Source organism: Indolivaga capnocytophagoides DSM 22835, from assembly GCF_000426485.1.
In the GTDB taxonomy this organism is placed as follows: domain Bacteria; phylum Bacteroidota; class Bacteroidia; order Bacteroidales; family Dysgonomonadaceae; genus Dysgonomonas_A; species Dysgonomonas_A capnocytophagoides.
On sequence record NZ_AUFL01000020.1, the window covers coordinates 44,467 to 70,283 of the forward strand.

Annotated in this window: 18 protein-coding genes and 1 riboswitch; of the genes, 9 read left to right on the forward strand and 9 right to left on the reverse strand. The window is 35.0% G+C overall.

The features are described from left to right. Positions 1-27: 27 nt before the first annotated feature. Together K322_RS0111715 and K322_RS0111720 are read right to left on the reverse strand one after the other, a co-directional pair. Positions 28-1,278 carry an efflux RND transporter periplasmic adaptor subunit gene (locus K322_RS0111715; RefSeq protein WP_026627066.1) on the reverse strand — a complete coding sequence of 417 codons (1,251 nt, stop codon included), beginning with the start codon at positions 1,276-1,278 and terminating at the stop codon, positions 28-30. Positions 1,279-1,379: 101 nt separating this feature from the next. Further along, positions 1,380-2,705, reverse strand: coding sequence for a TolC family protein (locus K322_RS0111720; RefSeq protein ID WP_026627067.1), 1,326 nt, complete (start codon positions 2,703-2,705; stop codon positions 1,380-1,382). Positions 2,706-2,956: 251 nt separating this feature from the next. Between K322_RS0111720 and K322_RS0111725 the strand changes: the two genes are divergently transcribed. Continuing rightward, positions 2,957-3,301, forward strand: coding sequence for a hypothetical protein (locus K322_RS0111725; RefSeq protein ID WP_026627068.1), 345 nt, complete (start codon positions 2,957-2,959; stop codon positions 3,299-3,301). A 103-nt stretch (positions 3,302-3,404) separates the two neighbouring features. On the opposite strand, the gene K322_RS0111730 is transcribed toward K322_RS0111725, so the two are convergent. Continuing rightward, positions 3,405-4,388 (reverse strand): ketoacyl-ACP synthase III, encoded by a 984-nt coding sequence (locus K322_RS0111730; RefSeq protein WP_026627069.1) that lies wholly within the window; start codon positions 4,386-4,388, stop codon positions 3,405-3,407. Between the two features lie 397 nt (positions 4,389-4,785). Beyond that, a riboswitch (cobalamin riboswitch) is annotated at positions 4,786-4,978 on the forward strand. 167 nt (positions 4,979-5,145) lie between these two features. Here K322_RS0111730 and K322_RS0111735 point away from each other — a divergent pair. Further along, on the forward strand, positions 5,146-5,940 hold the full coding sequence (locus tag K322_RS0111735; protein WP_026627070.1) for a formate/nitrite transporter family protein: 795 nt from the start codon (positions 5,146-5,148) through the stop codon (positions 5,938-5,940). Positions 5,941-6,248: 308 nt separating this feature from the next. On the opposite strand, the gene K322_RS20960 is transcribed toward K322_RS0111735, so the two are convergent. The 5 genes from K322_RS20960 to K322_RS0111760 form a co-directional block, all read right to left on the reverse strand. Next, a complete protein-coding gene (locus K322_RS20960; RefSeq protein ID WP_166786330.1) occupies positions 6,249-6,422 on the reverse strand; it encodes a hypothetical protein in 174 nt (57 codons plus the stop codon). Positions 6,423-6,512: 90 nt separating this feature from the next. Beyond that, positions 6,513-6,944 carry a DUF2147 domain-containing protein gene (locus K322_RS0111745; protein WP_026627071.1) on the reverse strand — a complete coding sequence of 144 codons (432 nt, stop codon included), beginning with the start codon at positions 6,942-6,944 and terminating at the stop codon, positions 6,513-6,515. Positions 6,945-7,064: 120 nt separating this feature from the next. Next, complete coding sequence (locus K322_RS0111750; protein WP_026627072.1) at positions 7,065-7,706, reverse strand: hypothetical protein; 642 nt, start codon at positions 7,704-7,706, stop codon at positions 7,065-7,067. Between the two features lie 6 nt (positions 7,707-7,712). After that, entirely contained in the window at positions 7,713-8,687 is a 975-nt protein-coding gene (locus K322_RS0111755; protein ID WP_221407009.1) for a hypothetical protein, read from the reverse strand. Positions 8,688-8,913: 226 nt separating this feature from the next. After that, positions 8,914-9,249, reverse strand: a complete 336-nt coding sequence (locus tag K322_RS0111760) for a hypothetical protein (RefSeq protein WP_026627074.1) — start codon at positions 9,247-9,249, stop codon at positions 8,914-8,916. 265 nt (positions 9,250-9,514) lie between these two features. Here K322_RS0111760 and K322_RS0111765 point away from each other — a divergent pair, with 265 nt between their 5' ends. Beyond that, positions 9,515-11,887, forward strand: coding sequence for an ATP-binding response regulator (locus tag K322_RS0111765; RefSeq protein ID WP_026627075.1), 2,373 nt, complete (start codon positions 9,515-9,517; stop codon positions 11,885-11,887). On the opposite strand, the gene K322_RS0111770 is transcribed toward K322_RS0111765, so the two are convergent. After that, entirely contained in the window at positions 11,884-13,197 is a 1,314-nt protein-coding gene (locus K322_RS0111770; protein WP_026627076.1) for a sigma-54-dependent transcriptional regulator, read from the reverse strand. The two genes, K322_RS0111765 and K322_RS0111770, sit on opposite strands and share 4 nt — an antisense overlap. Positions 13,198-13,811: 614 nt before the next feature. Between K322_RS0111770 and K322_RS0111780 the strand changes: the two genes are divergently transcribed. From K322_RS0111780 to K322_RS0111805, 6 genes are all read left to right on the forward strand, one after another. Next, on the forward strand, positions 13,812-17,888 hold the full coding sequence (locus K322_RS0111780; protein ID WP_026627077.1) for a hybrid sensor histidine kinase/response regulator transcription factor: 4,077 nt from the start codon (positions 13,812-13,814) through the stop codon (positions 17,886-17,888). Between the two features lie 120 nt (positions 17,889-18,008). After that, complete coding sequence (locus tag K322_RS0111785) at positions 18,009-18,899, forward strand: AraC family transcriptional regulator (RefSeq protein ID WP_026627078.1); 891 nt, start codon at positions 18,009-18,011, stop codon at positions 18,897-18,899. Positions 18,900-19,040: 141 nt separating this feature from the next. Further along, on the forward strand, positions 19,041-21,920 hold the full coding sequence (locus K322_RS0111790) for a sugar-binding domain-containing protein (protein ID WP_026627079.1): 2,880 nt from the start codon (positions 19,041-19,043) through the stop codon (positions 21,918-21,920). A 48-nt stretch (positions 21,921-21,968) separates the two neighbouring features. Continuing rightward, positions 21,969-23,264, forward strand: coding sequence for a glycoside hydrolase 5 family protein (locus tag K322_RS0111795; protein WP_026627080.1), 1,296 nt, complete (start codon positions 21,969-21,971; stop codon positions 23,262-23,264). Between the two features lie 6 nt (positions 23,265-23,270). Next, positions 23,271-24,488, forward strand: coding sequence for a glycoside hydrolase family 27 protein (locus K322_RS0111800; protein WP_026627081.1), 1,218 nt, complete (start codon positions 23,271-23,273; stop codon positions 24,486-24,488). A gap of 269 nt (positions 24,489-24,757) precedes the next feature. Then, the gene (locus K322_RS0111805) at positions 24,758-25,648 is read left to right on the forward strand and encodes a helix-turn-helix domain-containing protein (RefSeq protein ID WP_026627082.1); all 891 of its coding nucleotides are present in this window, start codon (positions 24,758-24,760) and stop codon (positions 25,646-25,648) included. Positions 25,649-25,817 lie beyond the last annotated feature (169 nt).

Genomic DNA, 25,817 nt, shown 5'->3' on the forward strand with positions numbered 1-25,817 from the left:
GGCTTAAAACCTCTTGTTTTTATTGGGTTATTCTAAGATTAGTTCTTCCACTTCTCCGTAAGTATCATATGATGAGGTAATCACCTTTTCGCCCGGATCTAATCCGCTGATAACTTCATAATATGTTGGATTTTGACGGCCGATTGAGACTTTTCTTCGTATTGCTTTTTTTCCGTCGGGAGTTACAACAAATATCCATTGCCCTCCTGTAGTTTGGTAAAAAGCACCTCTGGGAATCATAATAGCTTCGACGGGTTGTCCTAATTGCAAATTGATATAATAAGTTTGTCCGGTGCGGATATTATCGGGGCGTTCTCCGACAAAAACGAAATCTGTTTTGAACTGTTTGTCTCTCACTTCGGGATAAACTTTACGAACTCTCAGTGCAAAATCCTTATCTTGGCGTTCGAATGACGCTTCCAATCCAGCCTTCACTCTGTCTATATAATGTTCGTCGATGGATGCTTCTATTTTGTAATCAGACAAAACACTTATTTGTCCGACTCTGCCACCTGATGCAACAGACTGTCCTATCTCCACATCCAGTAAGCCTAACTGCCCGTTTGTTGGAGCCTTGATATTCAGGTTATCGACCCTTTGACGTACCAATATAAGATTCTGACGCATATTATGCAGGCTTTCTTCCATTTGCTTTACTTGTATACCTCTGTATATAGAATCCTGTTTCTGGCGTTCGACAACAAGTTTACGGCCGTCAACAGCATATTCATAATCTTCTTTAGCTTGTAAATATTCTTCTTTAGACGTCAGATTTTCTGCATATAATTGTTTGTATTGTAGGTATTTCCTTTTTTTACGCTCTACATCAAGATCCAGCTGCAATTTCTCTTTCTTCAAACTCAAACGTTCTTGTTCCATAGATACCTGAGTGTTTCTAAGAAAATTTTGTTTTTCGGCTAATTGGGCTTCACTATCCAGAATGTTGAGATTTAACATCGGATTTGTCAGCCTTACGATAATATCTCCTTGTTGTACATTGCTGCCTTCTTCCACCAGCTTTTCAGAGACCATACCACCCTCTACAGCACTTAGTTGTATCGTATTGATCGGTTGTACCTGCCCGTTGACACGGACATAATCGTTAAACTCTCCTTTGATAACTTCCTGAATGCTGATTTTCTTAGTTTCAACATTCATTTTTGAAGCGTGGTTCCCGAAAATCAGCCAAAGGATAACAAGCAGCGCAACTGCTCCTCCTATTATATAAGGAATATGCTTTTTTTGTATTCCTTTTTTCTTTTCTATTATTCTATCCATTGATATATAAGTAAATGAAAATATTTAATGATGCATTTCAAGTTATGAGAGGCTCAGACTATTATACTAGCCAAAACAATAAAAGGGTCTGAGACTTTTTGTTATTGAATAAAAGGTTCCCCTTTGTAATATTTCACCAAGCGTGATTTCAGATTGTATTTCAATCCGGCGTTTAATTTTTCTACCCTTGAATTTAAGTACCTGTTAGCACTGGTATTTAGTTCCAATGCGCTAATAAGCCCTTCGGTATATTTTCTCTGATTTACTTTATGGGCTGCTTCCATTGCGTCCTCTTGTTGAAGGGCTTGCTGGTATTCTTCGGCTTGTCCGTTCATATCAGCTACAGCCTGTTCTATTTCACTGTACACAGTACGCTTGGTTTCTTCGTATTCATATTGGGCGATGATCATATTCTGCTTACTCCTTTTTACTGTACTGATACTTGATAAACCATCGAAAATAGGGATACTGAGTGTGAATGCAAAGTAATGTCCTCGACGGTCTCTTATCTGATCTCTGAATGGAGTATAGTCACTACCGTCCATCCATCTCGAAAAACTTGTAGAGTAGCCTGTCTCGAAGTATAGAGAAGGGAACAGACTGCCTCTAGAGGATTTGTACTGAGCTTTCTGTGCTTCAAAAGCTTTTTCTGAGGTTTGTACTTTAGGAGAATAATTAATTGCCTTTCCAAAAATGCTCAAAGCGTCTTCGCTCTCGGTTAAAGGCAGAAAGTCAATATTAGTTAGTGTGTCTATTCTTAAAACTGAATCTATCGGAAAATTCATTTTTTCCTTTAGTTTAATTGTTTCTATTTCCAAAAGATTTTGTTGTTTTATCACATTATATTTGTCAGAAGCGGCTTTTGCTTTAATTTCGAGAACATCCGGAGCGGCTTTTAATCCAAGTTCTTCCATTCTGTTTACTTGCTTTAAAAAACTCTGACTTTCTTCAAGTTGTTGTTGAGCCAGATTTACTGTTCCTTGATAATACAAAACATTGAAAAATAGTTCCATTGTTTCGAATGCCAGCATGTCTTCGGTCTGTCGAAGCTGTTCTTTACCCATCAGTCTGTTTATCTTTTGCATTTTTATTTTTGATATCTGGGTTAAACCGTCAAATAATAAAACCGAAGCATATATATTATATGAGTTACTGAAAGAATTTCGGTCTACATAGGTATTTGTTTCTGAGTCCAAACCTCGTCCGAAACTGAAAGTTGTACCGATATTTGCATTTACCTTTGGCAGCAATCCGGCTATGGCCTCAGAATAATTCTGATTATATATTTTGTTCTGAGCATTTTGTTTTGCTCTTTTAGTACTATGCTCTACTGCATATTGCATACATTGATTCAGATTCCAAACTTTGTCCTGAGCCGAAAGTATCGTTGCTAAGCAGAAAAAGGAAAGTGATAGTAAAATTCTCATACAACATTTATCTTTTACTATATACTTAACTAAAATTATGCCAAATGGTGTAAGTTGTTTATTAATAGAATTTTATGGTTTGATCTGGTTTAGGGGGTGTAAAAAACTATTACACTGAAATGATAAGTATCTTTACACTGAACCGAAAATGTCAATTTATTATGTAGAATATAAATTAAACTTGTTCTATTTTTGCTAGTCAATATATGTAATGACTGAACCTTATAAGTAACACTTCTATAAAACTAATTATGATAAAAAGTAAAAGCTTCAAAAGTATTATTTTATCTGCACTCCTTTTAACTCTATTTATCTCTTGTGGCTCTTTGCAAACAGGCATAAAGCAGGTACACCTGGATATGACAAGGCAGGAAGTTATAAGTAAAGTCGGAAATGATTTTGATGTTGTTTCGATGGTTAAGACAGATCAAGGTAATCTTGAAATAATACGTTATACAATATTACGTATGGAGAATGATAAAACCGTCCCGGCGGAATACTATTTTTTCCATTTTTTAGATGGAAAACTCGTGGAAATGAATCAGGAAGAAGCTGGTATGCCTATAATTGTGCAGCCTCCTCACAGACATCATTAAAAAAGGAAGTCCATTGAGCTTTTATAAAAAAACTCCGAAGTAACATACTCCGGAGTTTTTAGCTTATGACATTTATCGTAAAGTTGCATATGCTTCTTCTACCTTATTTTAACGGTTCTATATTGTTCTCAATATATATACCTGCGTAGGTAAATCCACCGCCAAAACCAATAAGAGACAGTTTATCTCCCTTCTTAACTTTTCCTTCTCTCAGACCTTCAAACCAAGCCAAAGGAACAGAGCCAGCTGAAGTGTTTCCGTATTTTCTTACACTATCAAGGCATTTTTCGATAGGAACGTTCAATTCTTTGAATACAGCTTCTAGCATACGGAAATTTGCACTGTGCGGAATATAATAGTCTGTTTGATCTAATGTCAGATTATTTTTCTCGCTTAGTTCTTTAAGTCCGCCGGTTAAAGTTTGTACTGCCCATTTATAGACAATACGTCCATTTTGATGGAATTTATCATTTGCTATAATTTCTATTCCGTTTATGGGAGCGTTTTGATTTGATAAGTATAAGTCTTTGCCATAATCGCCGTTGGTTCCCGTAATAGTCTCGAACAGATGGTTATCTTCTGACGCTTCGACCAATACTGCTCCGGCTCCATCACCGAAAAGAACACATGTGGTTCGGTCTTCCATATCGATTTTCTTTGACAACATATCAGCACCTATGACCAATACCTTTTTGTGAGTGTTTGCAGCAATAAGCCCTTTTGCTAAGATTATACCATTGACAAAGCCTGCGCAAGCAGAGGCTATGTCTATTGTTCCTGCGTTTTTTATTTTCAATCGTGATTGCACCTGACTGGCTACACTGGGTATTAGTTGGTCTGGAGTTGTGGTTGCGACAATAATAAAATCAATGTCGGCAAGGTCTTTGTTATAATTTAGAGAAAGATTTTGAGCTGCTTTTACACACATGTCGCTGGTGTATTCATCATCTGTGGCGAAGTAACGTTTTTCGATACCGGTTCTTTCTCTGATCCATTGGTCGGAGGTTTGTATATATTTTTCAAAGAATGAGTTTCTTATTTCTTTTTCAGGATGATAAATTCCAATTGAATTTATAGTTGCATTCATATCTTTAATTTTATACTGTAAGATTTGTTAGGGTACTAAGTAAAATAAAATTCTATGTGTTGATTTAAGTACCAGCTGTATCAGTTAATGTCTCTTTTAACAAAAGAAGAATCTCCGTCATTAAAAATGCAAATATAATTTTTTACTGGTATGCTTGTGTATTTATTATCGATTTCATGTTTCTTTTATCTAAAATAAATAATTTTTTAACAAAAAATATCTCTTTGTTTGTGAATTTTTATGTGATAATTGGTTGGTATATAGTGATATATGCTTGTCTGTTTTAAAGTGAAACCCCCAATAATATATCCACGATAAGTAGTGAATTATATCTTTAATGAAGAGCTGTTTATACAAATTATTAGTCAATGTAGAGCAACTTTGGTAAAAGTTATTACATTTGCATCGCATTTTGGTGTCATTTTCTATGTTCATAGATAATGGTGAAAAGGGAATTGGGTGAAAATCCCTGACAGACCCGCTGCTGTGAATTCTATTAGTATCTCTGAAAGTACTAATGCCACTGTTCTTATGGGAAGGATTTTAGAGATAGAATAAGTCAGAAGACCTGCCAAAATAGCCAAGTTTGAAGCTTTCGGGTGAATAAAGTATCAGGCTATCGTATCTGTATCACTAAAGACTATATTAATAGACAGTTATATTTTTTTTATAACTATCGCTTGTTATGTGTCTAAAATTGAACAGGAAAAAATGAAACAACATATATACAATATAAAATATATTAACGTACAGCATTATGGCTAATTATTATAGTCCGAAAGAGATAACTCACAATTTTGCTTCATCTGCCGCATATAAGCGAGGCTTATCATTACCTCGTTTTATTACTATTGCAATATTGGGAGGGGCGTTTATTGCTTTCGGCGGTATGCTTTCAATTATGGTTGCCGGTGGTATCCCGGGGATAGGGGCGGGTAATCCCGGATTAGTCAAATTTATTGCCGGAGCATTATTTCCTGTTGGTCTGATCATGGTGTCTATAACAGGTGCAGATCTATTTACCAGTAATTGCGCAGCGTTTACATATAAATACCTAGGGAAAGAAATCAGACTGCATGTGTTTTTCAAATACTTGTTGTTGTCTTATATCTTCAATTTTATAGGAACGCAGATTGTGGCGTTTCTTCTTTCATTCGAAGTAGGATTACTGGATAAAGAGCCCTGGCAGTCTTATTTATTTCATTATACAGAAGCTAAAGTCAATCAGGATTTTATAAAAATATTACTAAAAGGTATTGGTGCAAATTGGCTGGTGTGTCTGGGTATGTTCATGGGATATTCCGCAAAAGATATTACAGGCAAATGTATTGCGATATGGATTCCTGTAATGCTTTTTGTCACTCTTGGATATGAGCACTCTATTGCAAATATGTTTTTTATTCCTGCTGCGATATATTCCGGTGCTGATATTGCATGGACCGATTTTTTTATTCAAAATCTTATTCCGGCTACTTTAGGTAATTTTATTGGTGGTGCTGTATTTGTCGGCTGTGCATATACTTATCTGTACTTAAGGCCTGAAAAGGTATGAGGATAACACAATTATTATAGGGGTTTATTATCTTTTATCTACTGAGAAGATGCCATTTTAGGATCAGTCTACCTTAGAAAGTAATATCTTATTTATTGATATAAGATTATAGTTTACATCTTTTATTTATTGATTTTTCTTATAAGTATGTTGTAAAACATATTTTTGTTATATATTTGTACTGTGTTTTTCATGGTATTAGATTTAAGGTTAACAATGAAGATTGGTTGTCGGGATGACAACCTTTTCTTTTTTTGTATAAACTCAATTAATAACATAATCCCTGAAAACGAAATATACTACTAAGGTTAAAACATTATAATCAATTTCCAACTTACACTTTTGTTTCCATGCATCGGCATTTTGTTTCCTCTAGAGACTGATAATGTCACAGTTTCGGGTGTTCCCATAGCTTTCCAAACACCACTTTTAGGACATTTCTCTCCAGTACGGGCTGTCATCCCAAGACGGGGCTTCATCATAATTATTTCTATTTTTTTATTATAAGCACAAAAATACAATAATTTAAAGAAAAAGGGCTAAATGATACAGTTTAGCCCTTTCCGATTCTTTTATTCTATTCTGGTCCAAATTTGGGATCGTCCAAAAGCTGAGATACCTACATATCCCCGGACTTTAAGTTTATCCTTGTTTTCAAGGGAAATAGTACATTTATACAATTTACCAGAAGACGGATCAAGTATTTCTCCATCAGAATACTCTTTACCATTTTTCTTTAAGCCTTTTATGATAGTCAATCCCTTTAGAGGTTTATCTTTATCCAGACCAGAACATTTGGTGCATTTGTCGTTCTTTTTCTCAGGATTAAGTATCTCTATTATTTTACCATATACTTTGCTGTCTTTTTCGTAAATTTCAACGACTGATTTGGCATCACCAGTTTTATCATCAAATGTTTTCCATTTACCGATAACACTTTGTGCAGAAACAGTCATCAAACAAAACAAAGAAGCGAGAAAGATGAATATTTTCTTTTTTTTCATATTAGAATGTTTTTTTATTACTAAAATCGGTCAAATGTAATGAAAAAGCAATAAGAAATATCAATAACCATCTTTTTTGAGTAAAGAATCAGTAATTGGAATTAAATAATCTAATTTGTATCAGTCTTGTTCGAAAGATCGTAAAGTACCGTCTTCATTAAATTCGATAGAATAGCGTGAACGCTCATTCGATAAACTTCTCGGATACCAGGTAACTTTATTCCGATAAGTAGTTGCATAAACAGTCCGGTTGGTTGATTTGCTACCTATCTCCTGCATCTTGGCAACCATTGCCTTATATGTATTATTTGCATTAACAAAAGGGATTTGGCTCAGATTTACAATATTACCTGTTACGTCATCGGATTTGGATAATACAACAGGCTCAGGATCTTTCCATATTCCATCATCATAAGAGTAGCTGTCAACATAGTTCGGATTATCCGGATTCTGAATCTTCAATGAGATACGATAATCAGTATAAAAGTGAATAGTCTGATATATCCTTATCTCTTTTCCTTTTAGCTCATGCCTGTTTCTTAATAAATTTTCAGCTTCTTGGAGTGATTCTCGGTCAGCCATAAAGTCCAGGTCTTTATTCTTTCTGGATATTTCGGATACTTGAGAAATACTATTATTATCTGCTATTTCTTTTGAATTTCCATCCAACGTATCATGAATAGATCTCGTAAGTTTATGGCACGAAAGTAAGCCGATAGATGCAGCGAGCAATAAAATGTAGGTTATTGTATTTTGTTTCATTATATATTAAATAGAATTTATATCTTCTTCGAACATAATAGAATCGGGGTTTTTCTTATCATAAAATATTTCCTTTTCTGTTTCAAGCTTAACAGAGCCGACGTCTACAAGAGAGACTATTTTTCGAATCTTTGTACGACGCATATTACCTGTATGATCTGTAAATTCAATATCAAATTGTATTTCAGGCTGTTCATTTATATATGTTCCGGTCTGTTCTGCCCGAATTATCTTTGCATAAGCTTTCAAACCTCTGAATTTTAAAATGATAGATTCTTTTCCTATATTCAGTTTTTTGAAAATCAAGAATCTGAATATTAGATAAAATATACCTGAAAAGAAAATAAGAAAGCCTGCTGAACTAATTAAAGGATGCGAAAACGAAAGAAAACGCCATCCATAACCTGCATTTTCAAGATCATAAGAGTAATCGTAGTAATACAATACACCTGAAAGAAAAACGATCCAAATAATATATGGAATAGGGTTAATTTTTGTTCGGATATCTTCGAGGACAAAGAACGGTGACCTTTTTAAATTTTCATCGACTCTTAAATACAGAGTTTTTCCCATCTCAAAGCGCTTTTCTTGAGGTCTGGAGTCGTTTATATCTATTTTTTGCCAGACTCTTTCACCTTCCAGATTATCAAATTCAAGTGAGATTGTCTTCAACTCTATTTTTTTATTAAACGATTTTAGAGGTCTTACTTCAATAATCCGGGCAGGCAGCCTCACTCCGTTTCTTATAATTTGACTTATGTTTTTTTGTTTAATGAAAGAATATTTCATAAGTAAATAAAAACTAAAACCAAAAATGAAAGACCACAGAGCAACGCTTAGAGCCAGATAGACGAATGATTCTTTCGGATCAACTCTGCTTAAATTGACATTGCGAAAATCTGTACCATAATAAATTATAGCTGGATGAACAAAAATAAAATAGAAGAAAAGCAGTATCCAGAAATATTTAAAAATTTTCATTATTTCAATTTATATATGAAGATTTTAAAATTCAAAGGTAAAGGTAGCTAATATGAGCTATTCCTATTTCAATGATCTAATATTAATACTTACACCTTGAACAATTAGTTTATAAAAAAGGTTCTGATAGATAGCAGGATTCAAGCTATCTCTACAAAAAGATAAGGAAATACTTCACAGCATTTCCTTATCTCCTCTAAAGTTGTCTGATGTATGAAAGATTTATTTATTCGGCAGAGGATTCTACATACTCCTTACCTTCATCATCAAGGATAACAACCTTAGTACTTTGATCAGATTTTGACGATAAAGTCACTTTCGTCAACTTCTTCTCTGCATTATATGCAAGAGCAGTGACGTCAGAAGACTCCACATATCCCCTAATAGTGGTTTGCACCTTTTCATTTAGATCTGCAAATTTCACATCTGTGTATCCGTCATCTGTAGCCTGACCAATAGCAACAACAGCATTATTCTCACCTAACACACTATTTACACTTCCAAAAGCTGATGTTCCACAAACTATCGCAATGGCCAACATCATTGTTTTTACTGTTTTCATCGTTTCTAAATTTTAAATTATTACAAACTAAAATATGGTATACAAACTCTGTCACATAAAAGAATACACAATAGTCATACCAAAAGAAAATGTAAATAATGGTTGTTTGTCAATTGCTTTATAATAAACTGTTTATGTCAATTGTCTATTATTCTGCAGTTGTAGAGTTGTGGAATTTTTCCACAGTCGTGACTGTAGAAAACCAAATGAATGTTTTCTTTGTTTGTCTTATATCATACAACTCAAAAAAGAAATACGAATAATAATGTCGGAAACTCTCGAAAAAAACATACGGGTAAAAGCCATATTAATCTATATAATAGTCGCTATTATTTGTGGAGGAATGATTATCTACATCTATAGATTAAGAGATGATATAGATGATCAGAAAAAAAACATAGAACAGTACCACAGGGAACTTTCATATACTAATAAGCTAATAAGGGTAGTAAACACTTCTCAGTCTGAAGTAAACTTATACATATCAACAAAGAGAACAAAACATTATAATCGATTCAAAGAGAATATACTTATAGTGGAGCAACTTATTGATTCTTTAAAAAATATAAACCCTTCACAAAATGAAAAACTGCAACAAATCAATGCTCTTTTAATAAAAAAAGGTAAGGTTGTAGCAAATCTGAACAAACAATTCGGTAATAAGAATCCGATAGAATCCATTAATGATTTTTTAGAAAATGTAGATCCTGTTATTAAGAGAGACACTGTATTGGTTACATCAACAATGCAGGATACAATAATATATCCTGCCCAGAAAAAAGGATTCTGGAAAAAATTATCAGGATTGTTTTCGTCCGGAAAAGAAGCTGATACGATCACTACAATTGCGACCTCTAAATTAGATACACTTACAATACCCAAAAGCGATACGCTTCAAATGGTATCAGAAGTCAGCGAAATCGCAGAAAAAGCAAAAGAAGATTACGTTCAGAGAATAATATCTATTGAAAAGAATCTGAATAGTTTGGTTGTTTCAGATCAGGCTATATCATCGGAGATTACAACCTTACTTATCGAATTATATAGTCAGACTGTGCAGAAAAGACTTGATGAAATACAGCAAAGCGAGCAACTAATCAGGCAGAATAATACCTACTCGATTGTAAGCAGTATTGTTTCTCTAATCTTAATATTCATCTTTATTCTACTCATTATAAGTGATGTCAATAAAGGTTACAAACTCCGAAAGAATATCGAGCAGGCAAATACAAAGATTAAGCAGCTTATGGAGAGCCGCCATAAATTATTACTGTCCGTCTCTCATGATATAAAAACCCCGCTTAATTCGATCCTTGGAGTTCTCGAACTTAAAGAGACCGAAAAAGAACTGCAATCACAGGAGATACGTATAATAAAGGACTCTGGAAAACATATACTTAGTCTGCTTAATAATCTACTGGAGTTCTCGAGTATAGAACAAGGTAAGTCAAATATATCCAGCAGAAGTTTTAACCTGTATGACTTATGCAATGAAACGGTTGAAATGTTCATACCTCTTACCCGAAAGAAGAATCTTGCATTACTGTATTCTTTCGATATAAACAGGGCATTAGAAATAAACTCCGATCCCCTAAAGATCAAGCAAATACTAATAAATATTCTATCTAATTCAGTAAAATACACTATTGAGGGATCAATTCGTTTCGAAGTTAAATATTCAAATAATAAATTATACTGCAATATTCAGGATTCAGGCGTAGGATTTACTAAAGACCAATCCGATAATATATTTAAAGCATTCAGTAGAGTTGAAGAAAACTCTCACTTATCCGAAGGGTCAGGTCTGGGATTATTTGTAGTAAAAGGTTTAGTTGATCTATTGAAAGGAAATATTAAAGTTACTTCCCAGCAGGGAAAAGGAACCAGCACAGAAATAATAATCCCGGCACAAGAATCCCTGATCAAAAAGGAGTTCCATCCTATTAATATACTTGTGATAGATGATGATATTCCTTATCTGACGATTATCTGTAATATGTTATCCAAATTAGGACACACAACCGACAGCTGTAATAATATTAAAGATTTTGAGGCGATAATACCATTCATTAATAAATATGACAACGTGATTACTGATATGGAAATGGTACAGTTTACGGGTATAGATGTTCTGCGGGATATTCTACAAAGCGGAACCGATATTCCGGTGACCATAATTACAGCGCGAGAAGATATTTCGGAACAAGAACTAAAAAGAATAGGATTCAGTTCCTATCTGAAAAAACCGGTATCAATAGATGATTTAAAACATCTATTTGGAGGAAAAGACAACTTGCCCCTCAATTATGATAACTTATACAGTTTGCTGAGTGATGATAAGAATGCGCTGCATGAAGTTTTGATATCCTTTATTGATTCTACAACCGAAAATATAGAAAAGCTTAGAAACGCAGTTTTTAACGATAACTTTGAAATAGCTCAGTTTGCAGGACATAAAATGTTAACGATGTTTAAGCAAATCGGAGCAACTGATAAAATTGATATTTTAACGAAGATAGATTCAATACGGTTTCAGAAGATAAAGTCATATGCTCATTGGGAAGACGATGTTCTGGAAGTGATAGAATACGCAGAACAAATAATATCTCAGGTAAAAATGTATTTGAAAACCAATTAGATCTTCATCCCATATTGGTGCATCTTATTATAAAGTGTTTTACGATCTATATTTAGCAAAATGGCAGCTTTGCTTTTATTACCTTTAGTTATTTTCAGTGCTTTTTCTATTTGCTCCCGTTCATCCGGAATGTCTAATGATACCTTTTCCATTTGTAATGGAACCCGCATAAAATCGGGCAAAAGATCAGGTGTAATTTCAGTACCTTTCGTGAAGAGAACTGTCCGGCGTATAACATTCTTCAATTCACGTAAGTTTCCCGGCCAATGATACTCTTTCAGAATAGATATACTTTCAGGTGAGAAGCGTTCTACATTTCGTTCTAATTCGTTATTGGCATCGGCCAGAAAACTATTTACGAAAAGTAAGATATCATCACTTCGTTCCCGTAAAGGGGGGATTTGAAGTGTAAATTCATTTAACCGGTGATACAAATCTTCACGAAAACGTCCATCCAGAATCGCAGCCTCTAAATTTTCATTAGTAGCAACAATCATTCTCACATCGACTTTTATATCTGTAGCCGATCCAACAGGGCGAACTTTCAGCTCTTGTATTGCCCGTAATAATTGTACTTGCACATCGTAAGATAAGTTTCCAACTTCATCTAAAAAAACAGTACCTCCTTCTGCTTGCTCAAAAACTCCTTTTTTATCAGCAATGGCAGATGTGAAAGCCCCTTTTAGATGGCCGAATAATTCACTTGGAGCCAAATCTTTTGATAAACTACCGCAATCGACAGCTATAAACGGAGCATTCTTTCTTCGGCTGTGATCGTGGATCAATTTTGCAGCAGATTCCTTACCTGTTCCACTTTCGCCTCTTATCAATACCGAAAGATGTGTTGGTGCAACCAGTTTTATATGGTCATACATTTGCTTAGACCGTTCACTTGTTCCGTATACTATATTTGTTGTGGTAAAGTCTTTTTTAGGTAAAGTCGGAGTTTTTTGCTTTAAAGCATCGTCTATCTTAGATTTAAATATCTCGGGATTCAGGGGCTTTTCGATATAATCATAGGCTCCCAGTTTTATTGCAGCCACAGCACTCTGAACGTCCCCGTATCCTGTAATGATAATCACTGGAGCATTAATTCCCTTTTCTTTTATCCAGGTCAGCAACATTATACCATCTCCATCAGGAAGTTTTAAATCTGTAATAATCAGTTTAAAATCAGCTGACGAAAGCTCTTTTTTCGCTTCATATATAGTCGGACAGACTAGCACATCGAACCCATTCTTACTAAACCATTTTTTAAGAATTATGCCAAACGTACTATCATCCTCTACAATTAAAACTTTGAACCCCATTAGATATTGATATAGATATTCTATTTCAAAATTATTCGTTTTTTCACGTAATAGAAAAGGTTTTATTTTTAATTAACGAACTGATCTACTCTTTTAGGATTCTGGCTATACTCTTAACAAATCAGATCCGAATTGTTCTTATGTTTCAATGATTCTTAATCCATAAATAAAGCAATCATCACAATAATTATTAATCCGAGAAGAAACGCAATAATACATACGTCTTTACGATTTTTTTTTAATCTCATTGGTTGTAAAGTTTGTGTTTTTCAAATATATATAAAATATTAATAAATAATATGAATTATCCTCCGAATTGAAGTATATAGATTCTGAGATTACCGACAACATTATAAGGGTATTACTGAATTAAGATAGAATTAAGATTTTCATGTTGGGTAGTAGATAGTACTCGGTATTAAAAAAGTAGAAAGGCGGAAGATAATACCAATGAGTTCAAACTATATATATTGTTCTTGTCTTCATAAATGTATTTGATATTTTGAGTAACTTACGGCATTGTTGATTGTTATTATTTCAGACAAGACTATAATTGTATACTTTTGATAAGTCGTTTTCCTTAAAATTGAAGAACATCATTGATAACCGTGGTCATGAAGAAAAAAATACTATGTATAGTAGTCTTATTATTTGTGTTTTCTGATTTTATTTATACAAAAATTCCACAATATCAGTATCCTAAAAAGATAGGCACACAACAAGGTCTGACCAGTACAAAGGTAAATTCTATTGTGCAGGATCATAAAGGCATCATCTGGATTGGAACGGAAGATGGGTTGAATAAATACGATGGGTATCATTTTTCGAGATATAAGCGAATTGACGGGGATATATTCTCTCTATCTAATAATAATGTAAAGTCGGTTTTCTCGGATTCAGAAGGTAATCTTTGGGTTGGTACGATGATGGGATTACAGTGCTACAATCGGCAGAAAGATCATTTTACACAGGTAACTTTGGGACAATCTAAAGAAATGATGATCAAAAACTCGTTTCTCCGGATTGTCGAAGATTCAAAAAAAAATGTTTGGTTCAGCATCTATAATCAGGGTGTTCTAAAATATTCGCTTATAAATAAGAAGAGTATCTTGTATAAATCGTTATCCGATGGGGGTAAGATTTCAAGTAAATCTGTTAGGGATATTATGGAAGATAGAGATGGGAATATTTGGTTTACCTCTTTCGATCAGGGTATAACTATTTACAATCCTAAACAAGACTCGTTTAGGTATCTTAATACCGTAAATAAGAGTTTACCAACCAATTCTATATTAAGGGTCTGCGAATTGAAGAATGGAAATATTGCTTTAGCTACATTAGGAATGGGCTTATATATACTCAATCCGAAAGATTATTCTTTCACAAAGACAAATTTAGAAGTGACCACCTTTGCTGTGGAGCAAATGAAAGATGGGACAGTTGTAATAGGAACAGAAGGTAAAGGGTTATATTATATTGATCCATTAGATAACAAAGTTTTAAAACATCCGGCTATTTCATCTCTCATGAGTGATATTAATAGTAGTAAGATGCACTGTATACTCGAAGATTTTTATGGAAATCTTTGGGTTGGGATGTATAACGACGGGATTTGTTACCTGCCAAAGGAACCCGACGGTTTTGTCAATTATAAACGTAGTTTCGACAATTCAAATTCGTTAAGCTATGGTCAAATTGCCGGTATTACTAAAGATAATAAAGGTAACATCTGGTTTGCGACGGATGGGGGAGGATTAAATATGCTTAACCTTTTTACCGGCAAATATACACATTACCGGCATGATGCATCTGATAGTAAGTCTTTACCAGATGATGCTGTTGTTTCAGTATTTAAAGACAGTAAAGGGATTATTTGGGCTGGAACTTACATCGGTGGATTATGCCGTTTTGATAATACATCCGGCAAATTTGTGTCGTACCAGCATATCGACGGTAAAAATTCGGTTTCTGATAATTATGTGAAGTGTATTGTTGAAGATGATAAGCATAACTTGTGGCTTGGCACCGATGGCGGAGGTATCAGCTATTTTGACAGGGAGACTGAAACTTTCACGAACTATTCAGCGGCCGATAATGAAGGACTTGTATTAGATAATGTAACATGTTTGTTTCTTCAGAACGACCGTACATTGTGGGTGGGTACTCATGCCGGTATTTGTCGGCTGGATATTGCTTCGGGAAAATTTAGAGGTTATGAAAATGGAACATCTGTTAATAATCTTACTATTTATAGTATAAATCAAGATAAAGATGGTACAATCTGGCTAGGTACAACTTCAGGATTGTATAGATATAATCCGCAGACCGATAGTTTTCAGAGTTATAGTTTATCCGAACGTTTTCGCGATCTTGTGATAAATAGTATTGTACCATACAAGGATCAACTTTGGCTAAGTACAAATGAAGGTATTATTTGTTATGCCCCGAAGTTACAGGAAATACAGTATTTCTTGAGCAATAATGATTTGGGTGGTACAAATTTTATTCGCTCATCTTATTATATTAGTCCCGATAGAGAAATCTTTTTTGGTGCGGGAGACGGCTGTTATGCGTTTCACCCTGATAAATTGAATTTGGGAAAAGGATATGCTCCGAATGTGTATATTACTAATCTTGAAATATTTAATGAACCAATATTTGTAGGAAAACCTTATAAAAAACATATTATATTACAGAATGCTTTGGAGTATACAGAAGCTATTACTCTCCGATATTCCGAAAATAGTTTCACTTTACGTTTTGCGTCTCCTGATATCAAATACCCGTCTTCAGTTTATTATATGTGCTTTATGGAAGGAGTCGACAAGCAATGGGTTGCATATCCTCATACGCAACAGAGTGTCTCTTATGCCAATTTATCCCCGGGTAAATATATTTTTCATGTTTATGCCAGTAATATTTCTAACCAGAAAGACAAGAATGTAACGACATTATTGATTGAAGTTTTACCTCCTTTTTGGTTGACATGGTGGGCAAAAGCTGGTTATGTAATGTTGGGATTATTGGTTTTAGGTGGTATTATGTGGATTAGTTATGTGCGAATGAAAGACAAAAATGAACTCGAAATGGAACGGTTGAGGGCTAAAGAGCAAGAAGAATTGTCGCGCAACAAGATGCAGTTTTTTACGAATATCAGTCATGAGTTTCGAACTCCATTGACTCTTATTATTGCGCCTTTGCAAGAGATACATCAGTCCGAAACAGATAAAGAACGTGCACATATATTGAAAATGATGCTGCGTAATGCAAATCGCCTGTTAAGGTTAATTAATCAGATATTAGACTTGAGGAAAGCTGAAAACAATAAGATAGAAATAAAGGTGCGTCCTATAAATCTGATTGGGTTTGTTCAGGATTTTATAGGGATTTTTTCAGATGTGGTTCATCGTAAAAATATTTCACTTTCACTTGACTACAATAGTAAGGATATAGAGGTGTGGTATGATCCGGATTTACTTGAGAAATGTCTATATAATCTGTTATCGAACGGGATAAAGTACACTGAAGATAGTGGTAAGATACATATATCTATTTATAAGAAGCCTGATAACAATGTCATTTTATCAATTACTGATAATGGTAGCGGAATCGATAAAACAGAACAGCCCTATTTATTTGATCGTTTTTATCAAGGAGAATATTCTAAAGGAGAGGGAACCGGAATCGGTCTGCATCTGGTTAAGACAATCGTAGAATTGCATCATGGATCTGTATCTGTTGATAGTGAACTCGGAAAAGGAAGCTGTTTTATGATTCGAATTCTTGCCGGACATGATCATTTCAATCCGGATGAATGTAACCCGATTGAATGGACTCCCTCTGATATAGAGCGGGAACAGGTGAAATCCGAAAATATAGCAGATGAGGATATGCTGAAAGAAGAGTCGTTAGACACAAAGAGTAAACCTCTGATTTTATTAGTGGAAGATGAGGTGGATATGCGTATGTATATCCGGCACGAATTACAAGATCAATATCAGATAGAAGATGTAACCAATGGACGAGAAGCATTGGCGAAGCTCAGGGCTATACATCCCGATCTAATTATAACGGATGTTATGATGCCTGAGATGGATGGTATTGAGTTTACTCGTATTGTGAAGGAGAATATCGATACATGCCATGTTCCGGTTATCTTGCTTACTGCAAATGGGGAGATTGAACAAAAACTCGAAGGTCTGGAAACCGGAGCGGATAGTTATATCGTAAAGCCTTTTCGTTTGGATTATTTGAAGATACGAGTAAAGAAATTATTGGATATTAGGAAAAAAATGCAGGAACGGTTTATAAGGATGATAAATCTCGAACCGCATGAGCTTGATGTTACTAATGCCGATGAAGTATTGTTGCAAAATAGTATCAGTTATATACGGGATAATATATCAAAAACAGATCTGTCAGTCGAGGAAATGGCTCGGGATCTGAATATGAGCCGTACAAATCTGCATCGCAAGATGAAAACTCTTATAGGTCAGAGTCCGGTCGAATTGATTAGATCTGTACGAATGAAGCAGGCTGCTTACTTGTTGGAAAATAGTACTTTATCTATTTCTGAAGTTGCATACGGAGTAGGCTATAACTCCTTGTCCTATTTTAGTAGCAGCTTTAACTCATATTGGGGTGTATCACCAAGCGTATACATTAAGAATAAGCAGGAAAAGAAAGAATAATGGCAGTTTAGCAATGGATTGGTACATTTCTTAAAGTTTGTGGTACAAATTTAAAAGCTTTGTTCAGGGGAACAATATAACTTCGGATGATATAATGTTAACCATATAATCTTATATTTTATGAGCTCAAGTTTAGCTGCTATAACAGAAGTTACCCCATTGTCAGAAAAAGATTGCTTTTATATCGCAGACAGGCATAAATCCGAATTTACATATCCTATTCATTCTCATGCCGAATTCGAATTGAACTTTGTCGCTAATGCAAGAGGTGTAAAACGAATCGTTGGTGATTCTATGGAAATTATAGGAGATTATGACCTTATATTGATAGCAAGTAAGGATTTGGAGCATGTTTGGGAACAAAATATCTGTGAATCAAAAGATATAAGGGAAATAACTATTCAGTTTTCCGACGATTTATTTTTCTCCAATTTTATAGATAAGAATCAGTTTGAATCTATCCGGATTATGCTCGAAAAGGCACAACGCGGACTTTCTTTCCCGATGGCCGCAATATTGAAGGTATACCAATTATTAGACCAATTGTCTCTTCAGCATAATGGTTTTTATGCTGTAATAAATTTTCTCTCTATTCTGCATGAGCTTTCTCTGTTTACGGATGAATCGAAAGTTTTGTCAAGTTCTTCTTATGCCAAAATGGATACGTACTCTGATAGCCTTCGTTTGCAGAAGATTCAAAAATATATAAATGAGAATTATAAAGAAGAAATCAGGCTTCCCTATTTGGCTGGACTTATAGGCATGACTTCTGCCGGCTTTAGCCGCTTTTTTAAACTGAGAACGGGCAGAGGACTCTCTGATTATATAATTGATATTCGCCTTGGACAGGCTTCCCGTATGCTTCTCGATACCATGATGACTATTTCAGAAATATGCTACGAAAGCGGATTTAATAATCTTTCGAATTTTAACCGCATATTCAAAAAGAAAAAAGGATGTTCACCAAAAGAGTTCAGGGAAAACTTCAGGAAAAAGAAACAGGTTATCTGATAAGTATTATTATTGGATAATATAGTACTGCTTATATTGAGTATACATGCCTATTTTTGTAGCAGGTCTTTCTGTATATAGAATTGTGTAGACTCAGAACCTTTCAAAGTTTATTGTTTAATGTTTGCTTTTGGCTAAGAAATGAAAAAATACAACCTAATATTTTTGTTGGTACTTTGCATTGTCTGTGTTTCCTGTAATCAGGATAAAAAATTATATGTACGTGACCGAATTGATTTGCAGGGAAGATGGGAATTTAGAATCGATTCTTTAAACGAGGGTGTTAAAGATCGTTGGTATATTCAGAATTTCTCTGATTCTGTGAGTTTGCCGGGAACTTTGGATACAAATAAAAAAGGTATCTTAAATACAAAAATGGACGAAACAACCCATTTGTCTCGAGAATATGTCTATACAGGGAAGGTCTGGTATAAGAGGTCGGTTCAAATACCGGATGGGTGGGATCGAAAGAATATCCGAATGGTACTTGAGCGTACAAAACCTACAAAATTATGGGTTGATGGTAAAGAGATAGGAGCAAACGATAATGTTTCGACAAGCCAGATATATGACCTCACTGCATATTTATCTCCCGGAGCCCATGATATTGCAATTATGGTTGATAATGGAGAGTCCGTACCTCCTCAGATAATATCTAATTCACATGCTTATACCGAATCTACACAAACGAATTGGAATGGTATTATCGGAGACATGTATTTGGAGGCAGCCAATACATTTCATATAAAAGATGTTCAGGTATATCCGGATGCAAAGAACAAAACGGTATTGGTTAAAATCAAATTTTCAGATCCGCAAAATATACAAAATGCAGAAATAGAACTAGCTGGTCAGGTATGGAATTCAGTCGAGAAAAGGACGGTTGAGCCCTTGAAGCAAGCTTTGGACTTGTCTAAGAATGAAGTAGACATAGTATATAATCTAGGGAAAGATGCTCTGTTATGGAGTGAATTTCATCCGGCTTTATATCATTTGGATATTACATTAGCCGGAGATAAAATTTTTGATTCCCAATCGGTGAACTTCGGACTTCGTGATTTTACAACAAAAGGTACTCAGTTTTCAGTCAATGGTAATATTACATTCCTCCGAGGAAAGCACGATGCTTGTGTATTTCCTTTGACTGCTCATGTTGCAATGGATGTTGAAACATGGCGTAAATATTTTCAGACAGCCAAGCAATATGGTATTAATCATTATAGGTTCCATTCGTGGTGCCCGCCAAAAGCATGTTTCGAAGCTGCCGATATAGAAGGTATATATCTTCAGCCGGAGTTGCCGTTCTGGGGTACTATGGATAAAAATGACGGCAGGCTGATTTCATTCCTGTCCAAAGAAGGTATAAATATTCAAAATGAATTTGGTAATCATGCGTCTTTTGTAATGTTTGCTTTGGGTAACGAACTTTTTGGAGATCAGGAGGCTATGGATGATTTGATCAGTACTTTCAGGTCGATAGACAGCAATAGGCACTTATATGCTTTCGGAGCCAATAATTTCTTAGGATATAAGGGGCAAATTCCGGGTGAAGATTTTCTGGTGACATGTCGTATCGGAGGTGCAAGTGATGATGCTCCTTTTATTACACATGTTCGAGGATCATTTTCTTTTGCCGACGCGTATGATGGAGGATATATTAATCATTCCTATCCAAACTCCGAGATGAATTTCACAAAAGCAATCGAAGGATGTACCGTCCCGGTTATTAGTCATGAAACGGGTCAGTTTCAGGTCTATCCTGATTATAAAGAAATGAAAAAATACACAGGGGTACTCAAGCCTCGCAATTTTGAGGTGTTTAAGAAGAGATTGGAAAATGCTGGTATGCTCGATCAGGCTGATGACTTTTTCAAAGCATCCGGAAAATGGACGGTACAGCTTTATAAGGCTGATATTGAGATGGATCTGAGGACTCCCGGTTTTGGAGGTTTTCAGTTACTCGATTTACAGGATTATCCGGGACAAGGATCTGCTTTTGTGGGTGTTTTGGATGCTTTTATGGATAATAAAGGACTAGTGACTCCCGAAGAATGGAGAGAATTTAGTGCTCCTGTAGTTCCTCTGTTTATAACTGAAAAATTTTGTTGGACTAGCAATGAGTCTCTCAAAGGAATCGTGAAAGTGGCCAACTACTCTGAAAGCTCTCTGAAAGGGAAAAAAATACAGTGGAGTTTAAGTAGTGAAAAAGGACAGAGTCTGAAAGAAGGTTCTATTGATATATCTTCTGATAAACAGGGGCTCTTAGATTTAGGTGAGATCCGAGCAAAGTTATCTTTTGCTTCAATTGCTCAAAAAGTAATACTAAGTCTACGTATCTCAGATACAGAGTATAAGAATACATATCCTTTATGGATTTATCCCGAAAAAGCAGATGTTGATATTCCGGATGATATTGTCGTGACTACAAAGCTAGATGTAGCTGTAATCAGTAGACTGAAACAGGGAGGACGGGTTTTGTGGTTTCCTGATCGGAAAGAATATGTGGGTTCTACGGTAGGTGGTTTATTTCAGACTGACTACTGGAATTACCGTATGTTTAAAACTATCTGCGAAAATATTCATAAACCCGTATCTCCCGGTACATTAGGAATATTGACAAATCCGAAGCATCCGATTTTTAAAGATTTTCCTAGCGAGTTTCATACTAGTTGGCAATGGTTTCCGATTATCAAAAACAGTTATCCATTAATTATGGATAAAATGCCGGCGACATATCGGCCGATAGTGCAGGTTATAGATAATGTGGAGAGAAATCATAAACTCGGGCTGGTTTTTGAATTTAAGGTAGAAAAAGGAAGTTTACTGATTTGCATGTCTGATTTAAAGGTCGCGATGGATAAACCAGAGGTAAGACAATTGTATTACTCTATGATTAATTATATGAAGTCAGGAGCTTTTAATCCGCAATCAAAACTAGATATAAGCTCTTTGAATAAATTATTTAGCCCTGTGACACCTTCAGCTAAAATAGATTTATTGGAAAATATCTCATACCATTAATGACGCTAAAACTAATAATAAACCACCATATATAAAATCGATTAAATAATGAAAAAACTGATACTTTTCGCTATTTCGGCATTATTAATATTTTCTTGTACGCAAAATAAAAAGACAGAATCTCCTTCATTTTCAGAGAATTTTGTGAAACAAAAAGGCGGTCAATTTGAGATTGGAGATAAGCCTTATTATTTTATCGGGACTAATTTCTGGTATGGTGCTATACTTGGATCTACCGGACAAGGAGGTAATAGAGACCGTTTGATTAAAGAACTTGATTTTCTGAAAGAAAATGGAATTAACAATCTGAGAGTATTAGTTGGAGCAGATGGGTATGCAGGTCAAGCAGTAAAAGTAATGCCGACACTACAACTCGAACCGGGTGTTTACAACGATACTATTTTTGATGGATTAGATTACCTGCTTGTAGAAATGCATAAAAGAGATATGCGTGCTGTATTGTTTTTGAATAACAGCTGGGAATGGAGTGGAGGATATGGGCAATACCTGAATTGGGCGGGTAAAGGAGATGTTCCTGATAAAGGGGTACATGATTGGCCTGTCTTTGTTAAATATGTAGCCCAGTATGCTGAATGTGATAGTTGTCACACTCTTTTTAACAACCATATAAAAGCGGTTTTGTCGAGAAGTAATCGATATACAGGCAAAAAATACACCGATGATCCCACTATAATGTCATGGCAGATAGGTAATGAGCCCCGTGTATTTAGTGATGCTGCCAAACCTGCGTTTACCAAATGGATTAAAGAAGCTGCATCTCTTATTAAATCGTTAGATTCCAATCATCTGGTCTCTATAGGTTCGGAAGGAATATGGGGATGTGAAATGGATTCGGCGTTATTCGAAGAGATTCATGCAGATAAAAATATCGATTATCTGACAATGCATATCTGGCCTAAAAACTGGAGTTGGATAGATATTTCGGATATTCCTAAATCGGTAGATGCCGGAATTGTAAATACCGATCAATATATGTCGGAACATATCCGTATTGCACAAAAATTAAATAAACCTATTGTTTTGGAAGAATTTGGTTTTCCCCGCGATAATCACAAGTATACATTGGATGATCCTACTACAGCCAGAGACAAGTATTACCGGAATATATTCCAACAGTTGGTGAAATCGTCTAAAGCCAACGGGGTATTTGCCGGATGCAATTTCTGGGCCTGGGGTGGATTCGGCCGTCCGCAACATGAGTTCTGGAAACCTTGGGATGACTATGTCGGTGATCCGTCACAGGAAGAGCAAGGTTTAAATTCCGTTTTTAACACAGACTCCACTATAAAAGTAATTAAAGAATTTTCAGATCAATTAAAGTAACGGATAATGAAACAGAAACTTTGGGTTGCCGTATTTATTGTATGGTCTATGGGTATATTTGCTCAGAAGTTTGATAATCTGGCTAAAACTCCTCAGATGGGATGGAATAGCTGGAATAAATTTGCTACAAATATAAATGAGCAAATGGTAAAAGAAATGGCTGATGCAATGGTTGGTTCCGGGCTTAAAGATGCCGGATATAACTATATATTATTAGACGACGGTTGGATGGATATGCACCGTGATTCGCTGGGAAACCTTGTTCCTCATCCTGAAAAGTTCCCGAATGGAATTAAAATTGTTGCCGATTATGTACATTCCAAAGGATTGAAGTTCGGTTTATATAATTGTGCAGGAGCAAAAACCTGTGCAGGGTATCCCGGAAGCAGGGGACATGAATATCAGGATGCTATGAAATATGCCGAATGGGGAGTCGATTATTTAAAATACGATTGGTGTGATACTGGCAATATGAATGCAGCGGAGGCATATACTACCATGCGAGATGCTTTATATGCTGCCGGACGTCCTATCTTTTTAAGTATATGCGAATGGGGAGATAATGAACCTTGGAAATGGGCTCCGGTCATAGGTCATAGTTGGCGTACTACGGGCGATATATATAATTGTTTCGAATGTGAACATAATCATGGAACATATTCTTCCTGGGGGGCTATTAATATTCTCAATATGAGAGATCAAGAGATGTTGCGGAAAGTTTCAGGGCCCGGACATTGGAATGATATGGATATGCTGGAGGTTGGCAATGGCGCTTTTTCATTATATGAAGAGCAAACTCATTTCGCTTTGTGGGCTATACTTAATTCTCCTCTTATTTTAGGGAATGATTTAAGGGATATCTCTAAGGAAACATTGCAAATTCTCACAAATGAAGATATCATTGCGATTAATCAGGATTCTTTAGGAATACAGGGCTTTAAATATACCACAGAAGGAAAAGTCGAAATATGGGTCAAACCTATGATTAATGGAGAATGGGCTGTTTGCTTTTTTAATCATTCTCAGGATGGTATCGATTTCTCTTTTGACTGGTCGAAACATTCAATCAAGGATGAGTTATTTAACAAAGAAATAAGTTTCAACGATAAAAATATCTATAAGCTTAAAGACTTATATCAACAGAAACAGATAGGAACTACTAAAAATATATTAAAGCAAAGATTGGGGAAAAATCAATCGTTAGTCGTCAAACTTTTTAAATAAAGAAATAAAATAATAGCAGAGTCTGATCTAATGGAAATATTTAAAATGGGGATACATTTTAGCAAAAGGAGGTGGATACAAAACCTCCTTTTTGCATGATACTATCTCACGGTTTAAAAACCTTATTAATGTTTGAATAATATTATACTTAATAAAAGTTGGTACAAATTTAAAAACATTAGGTACAAAATTGAAAGTGCGTTGTTCGCTTATAAGGTACATTTGTGTATCTAATAAATGTTAACTAATACTTTAATATCTTGTTTACCATGAAGCATAATTTTACGGTATTACCTGAAATCACACCTCTATCTGATAAAGATTGTTTTTATATTGCGGATAGATATAACACAGAGTTTACAAGTCCTTTGCAAAGGTATGCAGAATTTGAACTGAATTTTACGGCATATGCATCGGGAGTAAAGAGAATTATCGGAGATTCTATTGAAGTTATCGGAGATTACGATTTGATATTGTTAGCGAATGAAAATCTCGAGCATGTATGGGAGCCGGATCAGTATAAGTCAAGTAATGCAAGAGTCCTTACAGTTCAGTTTTCTTCGGATTTGTTCATTCCTAATTTGTTGAAAAAAAGTCAATTCGGATCAATTCGACGAATGTTGGATAAGGCAAAAGAAGGCTTGTCATTTCCTATGTCGGCAGTGCTGAAGGTATATAAGTCTCTGGATATGTTGTCTTCTGAAAAAAATGGGTTCTATTCTGTGATGAAGTTTCTTTCAATCTTATATGAGTTGTCTCAGTTTTATCATGAAGCCCGAACTTTGTCAAGTTCTTCGTTTGCGAGAGTGAGAGCTCATTCCGAAAGTCGTAGGATTCAGAAAGTGCATGAATTTGTAGAATGTCATTACAGAGAAGACTTGCGTTTGGATCAGTTAGCCGATTTGTCGGGTATGACCCCTGTTTCATTCAGTCGTTTTTATAAGCAGCGTACCGGAAAGAGTGTTTCAGATTATATTATTGATATGCGTTTGGGACATGCGATCCGTTTACTTATCGATTCAGAAATGCCTATTTATGAAATCTGCTATGAATCAGGCTTTAATAATGTATCTAACTTCAATCGTATATTTAAAAAAAAGAAAGACTATTCTCCAAAAGAATTCAGAGACAATTATCGGCGTAAAAGATTATTTGTCTGATTGATTTGTAAAACTAAATAATAAGATATACTCATGTTATTTTATGTTTTAGTACTATCTAAAACATAAATGTGATACTATTATGATGATAGTGTAAAATATAATATAGCTTAGTAAAGTTTTCTTTATTACTTGTTGTTATTCTAGGTTTGTTGTTCAATTGTTTGGA

Coding starts and splice junctions, on each gene's coding strand:
- K322_RS0111760 (WP_026627074.1), bottom strand. CDS start 9,249: ATGAAAACAGTAAAAACAATGATGTTGGCCATTGCGATAGTTTGTGGA.
- K322_RS20960 (WP_166786330.1), bottom strand. CDS start 6,422: ATGATGAAGCCCCGTCTTGGGATGACAGCCCGTACTGGAGAGAAATGT.
- K322_RS0111800 (WP_026627081.1), top strand. CDS start 23,271: ATGAAACAGAAACTTTGGGTTGCCGTATTTATTGTATGGTCTATGGGT.
- K322_RS0111720 (WP_026627067.1), bottom strand. CDS start 2,705: ATGAGAATTTTACTATCACTTTCCTTTTTCTGCTTAGCAACGATACTT.
- K322_RS0111730 (WP_026627069.1), bottom strand. CDS start 4,388: ATGAATGCAACTATAAATTCAATTGGAATTTATCATCCTGAAAAAGAA.
- K322_RS0111785 (WP_026627078.1), top strand. CDS start 18,009: ATGAGCTCAAGTTTAGCTGCTATAACAGAAGTTACCCCATTGTCAGAA.
- K322_RS0111795 (WP_026627080.1), top strand. CDS start 21,969: ATGAAAAAACTGATACTTTTCGCTATTTCGGCATTATTAATATTTTCT.
- K322_RS0111805 (WP_026627082.1), top strand. CDS start 24,758: ATGAAGCATAATTTTACGGTATTACCTGAAATCACACCTCTATCTGAT.
- K322_RS0111755 (WP_221407009.1), bottom strand. CDS start 8,687: ATGAAAATTTTTAAATATTTCTGGATACTGCTTTTCTTCTATTTTATT.
- K322_RS0111780 (WP_026627077.1), top strand. CDS start 13,812: ATGAAGAAAAAAATACTATGTATAGTAGTCTTATTATTTGTGTTTTCT.
- K322_RS0111770 (WP_026627076.1), bottom strand. CDS start 13,197: ATGGGGTTCAAAGTTTTAATTGTAGAGGATGATAGTACGTTTGGCATA.
- K322_RS0111765 (WP_026627075.1), top strand. CDS start 9,515: ATGTCGGAAACTCTCGAAAAAAACATACGGGTAAAAGCCATATTAATC.
- K322_RS0111790 (WP_026627079.1), top strand. CDS start 19,041: ATGAAAAAATACAACCTAATATTTTTGTTGGTACTTTGCATTGTCTGT.
- K322_RS0111750 (WP_026627072.1), bottom strand. CDS start 7,706: ATGAAACAAAATACAATAACCTACATTTTATTGCTCGCTGCATCTATC.
- K322_RS0111725 (WP_026627068.1), top strand. CDS start 2,957: ATGATAAAAAGTAAAAGCTTCAAAAGTATTATTTTATCTGCACTCCTT.
- K322_RS0111735 (WP_026627070.1), top strand. CDS start 5,146: ATGGCTAATTATTATAGTCCGAAAGAGATAACTCACAATTTTGCTTCA.
- K322_RS0111745 (WP_026627071.1), bottom strand. CDS start 6,944: ATGAAAAAAAAGAAAATATTCATCTTTCTCGCTTCTTTGTTTTGTTTG.
- K322_RS0111715 (WP_026627066.1), bottom strand. CDS start 1,278: ATGGATAGAATAATAGAAAAGAAAAAAGGAATACAAAAAAAGCATATT.